Origin of the sequence: uncultured Bifidobacterium sp., assembly GCF_945269915.1 — a bacterium.
Classification (GTDB): domain Bacteria; phylum Actinomycetota; class Actinomycetes; order Actinomycetales; family Bifidobacteriaceae; genus Bombiscardovia; species Bombiscardovia indica.
On sequence record NZ_CALYOY010000053.1, the window covers coordinates 1 to 6,239 of the forward strand.

5 protein-coding genes are annotated in these 6,239 nt (G+C 58.5%); 2 read left to right on the top strand and 3 right to left on the bottom strand.

Features of this window, described 5'->3' with window-relative positions; genetic code table 11:
- Window positions 1–231 precede the first annotated feature (231 nt).
- Both Q0K62_RS07665 and Q0K62_RS07670 read left to right on the top strand, forming a co-directional pair.
- Window positions 232–2,511 (top strand): hypothetical protein, encoded by a 2,280-nt coding sequence (locus tag Q0K62_RS07665; RefSeq protein WP_297317387.1) that lies wholly within the window; start codon window positions 232–234, stop codon window positions 2,509–2,511.
- A gap of 112 nt (window positions 2,512–2,623) precedes the next feature.
- On the top strand, window positions 2,624–3,484 hold the full coding sequence (locus Q0K62_RS07670; protein ID WP_297317388.1) for an alpha/beta hydrolase: 861 nt from the start codon (window positions 2,624–2,626) through the stop codon (window positions 3,482–3,484).
- A gap of 375 nt (window positions 3,485–3,859) precedes the next feature.
- Here the strand turns inward: Q0K62_RS07670 and Q0K62_RS07675 are convergent, their stop codons facing one another.
- The 3 genes from Q0K62_RS07675 to Q0K62_RS07685 form a co-directional block, all read right to left on the bottom strand.
- A complete protein-coding gene (locus Q0K62_RS07675; protein WP_297317389.1) occupies window positions 3,860–4,102 on the bottom strand; it encodes a hypothetical protein in 243 nt (80 codons plus the stop codon).
- Window positions 4,103–4,352: 250 nt separating this feature from the next.
- Window positions 4,353–5,138: an acetoin reductase gene (locus tag Q0K62_RS07680; RefSeq protein ID WP_267400783.1), complete on the bottom strand. Its 786-nt coding sequence runs from the start codon at window positions 5,136–5,138 to the stop codon at window positions 4,353–4,355.
- A gap of 555 nt (window positions 5,139–5,693) precedes the next feature.
- Window positions 5,694–6,239, bottom strand: a 546-nt coding sequence (locus Q0K62_RS07685) for a hypothetical protein (protein WP_297317390.1), incomplete at its 5' end; no start/stop codon positions are given.

The window sequence follows — 6,239 nt, forward strand, 5'->3', positions numbered from 1 at the left end:
AACTGCGTGGCACTAGGCCAGACGACGCCGGCCGCATCCAGGGGTTGTTCCCTGTCCTTCCTGTACCAATACTCCGGATCGGACCAACCAAGGAGGTTCAGACGTTCCCGATACATCAATACCATGGGGCGGAAAGGCGCAAACAGCTACGATGGAGCCCTCGCATGGGCGAGGAACCAGGATGAGGCCTTTACCGTTCACGAAATAATCAATTCAGGTGTTTATGACTACTTGGCCATCTCCATTGAAGGCGACCTTGACTACACGGATACCAAATCCTCGATCGACGCCTACAAGACGGGTGGTTCGAAGCAGGAACTCGCCGTGTACGCCGTCATCGACCATGACCGTCAGGGGAGGAACATCCTATGCGGCGACGCTGTATGGAATTATGGAGATGATATGTGCGGCACCTTCAATCCGGATTCCTTGAACAGCGCACGATCGGTCAATATCATGGATGCCATTGGGGAGCGCGGTACCAGACTCTATATGCAGAATTGCAGAACGTCCGGAGGGGCCAAATACTGCAGTGGTCCGGCTTCTTTCGTCGGCTGGGATGGGCACCCGCTCCTGTGGAGCGGGCGTCAGGCGAACTGGGGGTTGGTGACCGATTTCGGGTTCCCCGCGGGCAATAACAATCCGGCCGTGCCGGAAGGGGTGGCACCGGCCAAATCGTTCTTCGTGTATTGGTATAACGTGGGAGGACCAGGGTCCTCCAAGAACCCTGGGTGCACGGAGAACACCTCCTTTAAGTATCAATGGGTGGGGTTGAAGAACAACACATGGGTGCCGGTCAAGGCGCTCACGCCCAAAGCGGTGGAAGTCCAAGGGCAGCCGGCGGGCTACAGCTCACCCGGGTCCGCCTCCGGCTCCGAGCAAGGGGCCGCATATAATGACAAACCCAGGGCAGCCGGTTCGTCGCGGGCCAAGACCAACAACCTGTTCGCCGTCAATGATGCCGGTGAGCCCATGCCGGCGCAGCGCCCGGACGGGTCCATCGACTTCAAACTCGCCAAGTCCATGCAGGGGTTGGATGGATACTTCAAGTTACTCACTTGGCCCATAACCAAGGATGCGAACGGCCAGATCTGCAAGACCACCACACAGGTGGAGAAGGACACCTACAATCCCGAGGCCGGCATCGAGAACCTGGATGCCAAGGAAGTTGAGCACCGGATGCAGACGGCCTGGACCATCGATACTGCCTTCTACCGGTACAGTGTCAACCCCCCACAGGCGCCTACCATCAATTCCATCGATGGAACCGGTCTGGGGTCCGGAGGAGCCGTCTGGGCCGATAGTCTCACTCCGACCATATCCGGCACCTGTCAGCCGGCCGTCGACCCCCAAACGCCGAACAGGGTGACCCTGTTCGGCGAGAATCCAGCGAAACCCATCAGCGCGAACAATCCAGACGAATCGGACAATCGCGGGTTCGCCATAGGCACCGTCGCTTGCGTTCCCAACGACGCCAGGAATCCAGACAAGGGCGGCACCTGGAGTATCCGCGATGACAATACGGCCTATCCAAGCAAGGGCGTCAACACCAACATGGGCCGTCGGCGGTATCATGCCTGGATAACCGAGCACTCGACCGGCTACAACCTCACCTCCGGCTTTTCCAACCTGGCAACAGCACGATTCGCCGCTCAGAACGAGGCGGCTCCGGTGGTGCAGGCCATAACGGTACCCCATACCCGCAAGGGCGTTCTGCCAGCGGGATCGGCGGTGAGGGTCGAGGGCACAGCCAGGCCGACCTATCTTGCGGGGAACGACACGAACCTGTCGGATTCGAGGCTGGAAGTCTTCATGGTCCAATCCTCATCCGGTGCCGAGACCTCCCTAGGAACCTCAGGCGAACATGATTTCAGCACGAGCACCCCTTCAGGGGGTTCATCCCCGGTAGGTCACATCGTCATTGAGCCCGTCACGGAAGGACATGTGTGGCACTGGAAAATCGACATCAATCCATTGGTGTTCCTAAATGCCTTTGACGGCAGCCCTGGCAGCGAGCAGTATACATTCGGTGCCCGTTTGGTCAATCCCGCAGGAAAGCCTTCGGACGATGCCCGCAAGGATCAGATGGTGGATATGACCCCGACCGATCCGGGGATCATCGGCGCCGACTGGCAAACGGTCAGTGGCAGGGCGGTGATGAAGGGAACCGAAACAGTCGACGCGAATGCCAAGGTGACCGTGACCTGGCCGTCCAACCCGGCCGGCAGGACCAGCGATACCGTCATGTCAGGAGCGGACGGTGCCTGGGCGGTACTGCTCCCCAGTGGGATCGAGCCTGGGGAGGTGAGCGTAACGGTTGTGGATTCGAATGGCAATCAATCTGAACCGTATAAACAGTACCTGGATGTTGCGCCTCCATTGGATGGCCTCCCTCTCGCGGGTGCTCCAAAACATATGACGCTGCTTCTGGTGTTCTCCCTTGTTCTGCTCGTCGCCTTGACCTGTGCATGGCTGCGGCGCAGGCGCGAATTCACTCCGCCTGCATCCTGAATCGGTGGGGGGTATCGGACCCTGGATGCGAGCGGGAACTGTCTGTTCAGGCAGGTTCGGATGCGGCATCAGCGTGTCCCTTTCCTTGACTGGTTGTCGTAGAGTGGTTGACATGGACGAAGGCAACAATGTGACGGTGAAAACCCAAGAGGGACGTCGGCTTTCCGGCAGAGCCTATGGCCCCCGTGACGGCGACCCGGTACTTTTCATAGCCGGGGCCGGCATGGGCAAGTCCATGCTCTTCGGTGAGGAGGTACTTCCGCAGCATGGCATCCGCGTCTTGACGATGGACAGACCCGGCATGGGCGCTTCGGACCCGGAACCGAACCGCACGATGACAGGAACTGCCGAGGATTACCGAATATTCACCCAAGCCTTGCTCGGCACGGGGGCCGCATCCGTCCCGGTGGTGGCGAATTCACAGGGCGGTATGTTCGGTCTCGCGCTGGCGGCACTAGGTTTCGCCGCAGCATTGGTGCTGGTCTCTCCCGCTGATGAAGTGCAATACCCGGCCGTTCATGACAAGCTGTCTCCGCAGGCCACGCAGCTTTCCGACCTGGCCGTATCATCTCCCGACTCCGCACGAAAGATACTTCAGGATTTCTCCGCGAAGTCCATGGAGGATATGGTAATCGGCGGTTCCACGGCGAAGGATGCCGAATTGTACACCAGCGAACCATTCCTGACCCGGTACCGTCGGGCACTATCCGAAGGGTTTGCACACGAGGGTGTCGGCTATGTGCAGGACACCATGCTGGCCATGAGGCCTTGGAACATCGATATGACCCAGGTGCGATGCCCTGTGAGCATCCTGTTCGGTGAAGACGACAAGGTGCACTCGCCCGACCATGGCTTGGTGCTGCAGAGCAGAATCGAGACCGCCACGCGCAGACTTTTCCCCGGCGAGGGTGGCTCGCTCCTTTGGACAAGGGCCGGGGATGTCCTGGATATCGTGCATGCGCTAGCGGAATGATAGTGAAGCTTCAGCAGGCGATCAGGTATCGCCCGGCTGTGCTGTTGACGGTAGCGGGACGAATGCGGAAGCGACGGGTTGAGGTTTATGAAAGTGGCAGGAGGCACGTCATGGTGCTGAGGAACCAGAGATGGGGACCCCGTTGCCTTGCCTGAAGTCAGGTTTCAGGATTGGCATGCCGTTCTGCACGTTTGGGTCTCAATAAGAGTGGTTTGCTCTCTGAAAGACCGATTTGAGAGGACCGGCAGCGAATACCCCGCCATGTGTCCAAGCATGGCAAGGCGGGATTCCGTATGATCTGGAAAGCGTCTGTAATTGAGACCAGGAACAAGCATTGAGACGGCTGCTTGGGGTCCTCCGGCACTATGCCATGTTTCAGCAGTTATGTTGGGGATATTGTCTGCCGCCCTCTTTCACGACTGTTTCATCAGATGCTGCTTGGATCCACGTTGCCTCCTCAGCACCACTGCCTGTATGCACCTTTTCAAACTTCTGATGCTCTTCGATGCCGTCGCAGGTTACCTGGAAAATCCCTATTTTCGTCTTGCTTGCATGTACCCGATATGGCAAGATACCGCATGAATAGATGCTGATATATGCCTCTATGAAGCTGCTCATAAGAAGCCGTATTGGAAGCATGGGACCGCCGACCCACATGTTCTTATGTCTGAGTCGTCAGGTTGCCCCGGATGCTAGGAGGGGTTCATCGGCCTGTATTTATTCGGTTTTGTGATCGTGGCGGCCGGCAAGGAAACCGGCAGGCAGGGCGGTTGAGATTCCCTTCCGCATGAATAGGGGGTAAAGCACCGCCCCCGGTGCTCTGCTTCATCGAGAAGGGAGCAAAGGGGGCGGGCCGGTGACTGATGGGTCAGCGGTACTGCATGCCGCCATCGACGATCAGGGTCTGCCCGGTCACGTAGTTGGCCTTGTCGCTGGCCAGGAACGAGACGGCGCCGGCCACATCCGCAGGGGTCTCCAAACGGCCTAGGTCGATGCTGTCCTTCATGTCCTGAAGGTTCTGTCCCTTGGGTTTGCCGTTGAGCTTGCCCATCTCCTCATCGATGTAGCCCCACATGGGGGTGTCCACCACGCCGGGGGCGTAGGCGTTCACGGTGATTCCCCTGGGCGAGAGCTCCTGGGCTGCCGTCTGGGTGAGGCCCCTGATGGCGAACTTCGTAGCCGAGTAGGCGGCCAGGATCGGGAAGCCTTCGAAACCTGCGATTGACGATGCGGAGATAATGTGGCCGTGCTCCTTGCCCAGCTCCTGGAACTTGGCCGCGGCGGCCTGGATGCCGTAGACCACGCTGAAGATGTTGACCTTCGAAATCTGCTCCAGCTGGTCGGGGGTGATGTCGGTGAAGGGGACTATCTGGCAGATGCCCGCGTTGTTGACAATCACATCGAAGGAACCCAACCTGGATGCGGCCTCATCGACCAGGTCGAACACCTGGTCCCTGTCTGACACATCGGTAGGGTGGAAGAAGGACCGACGGCCGATCTTCTCCACTTCGGCCACGGTCTGTTCGGCCGATTCCCTCTGGCCCTCAAGATCGGCCACGACGATGTCGAAGCCGTCCTGGGCCAGCTGGAGGGCTATGCCCCTCCCGATTCCCCTGGCCGAACCGGTGACGACAGCTACCTTGTTATCGCTCATCTGTCTTTTCCTAACCTCGTTGGTTCCTATCTATAGGGCCGGTCGCAACTTCGGGCCAGGCCACCGTTGCCAGTCTATACGGCGGAGGTGGAGAAGCGGGGGACGGGGAGGAGCGGGCTGTGGTGTGGAGCCTTGTCGTTCCTTGCGGAAACCGGCGGCCAGTCCCAGCGCACCCGTCTTCAGGGCCAGGATCCCTGATCCCACCGGACCAGGAAGGTTCTTCCGGCCATTGAACAGGTTGATTTTCGCCTGTTCGATGTGGCCAGCATCGGCCTTGTCCCCCGACTTGTCGGGGGACATCCACCAAGTGGAAGCATAACCGTTCGTTGAAAGTTGTCAGGCTGTTAATAGAGTTCAGATCGTTCAGCTTCTGATCCTGTGTGATGGTCCTGGCCATCCAGTCACCTGCGTCGGTGGCCATCGTGTCCGCCCATTCGCGGGATGGCCTTCTTCGTCTGTCCTCGTCTTGCTCTTCATCGTGCGCCATGCTCTTGCAGTTGTGCGCCCCTGCCGCTTCTTCGCTTTGCCCCTGTCTAGTACAGGCCGGAGGCCATATCACACCTTCTGGCCTGAAATGAGCTTTTCTGCACGGGGGTTGACGGCGAAGCTCCTGTCGATGGTGTTGGAATCTCCGGCCCCGTGGATGATTTTCTCCAGACCCTTGACCTCGATGGTGTTGATGGTCTTGCCGGTGTCAAGATCCTGGCGGGTGATCGTCACCCGGTCGGGTTCATTGATGTGGTGATACCAGACGTCCACGGTTTTGTCGGAGAAAGAGGCCCAGAAACATGATCTGGACCAATTGTCCTTTTGGCAATGGGTTCTGTTCAGTCTGACGGTCTTTCCTGAGTTGACGTCAGTCCTCAAAAGGCCGCCGTCCCCATACCACCAGTAGAATTGGTCGCCGTGCAGTGAGTGGGAATCATAATATGAGTATCCTATCTGGCTTTCATGGAACTGCACCGGTCTGGCCTCCTCGTCGACGAGGGGCAGGACACGACGATTTCCTGTTTTTGCATCCCACTGTTCTATGGTTGCATAGGAAAAGTTCTCGCCTTCGGTATCTTCGGCAGTGAGGAAGCGGCGGAGATCATAATCCAG

Bases quoted from the DNA above. Each gene is read 5' to 3' on its own strand.
- Q0K62_RS07675 (WP_297317389.1), bottom strand. From the start codon at position 4,102: ATGAGCAGCTTCATAGAGGCATATATCAGCATCTATTCATGCGGTATC.
- Q0K62_RS07680 (WP_267400783.1), bottom strand. From the start codon at position 5,138: ATGAGCGATAACAAGGTAGCTGTCGTCACCGGTTCGGCCAGGGGAATC.
- Q0K62_RS07670 (WP_297317388.1), top strand. From the start codon at position 2,624: ATGGACGAAGGCAACAATGTGACGGTGAAAACCCAAGAGGGACGTCGG.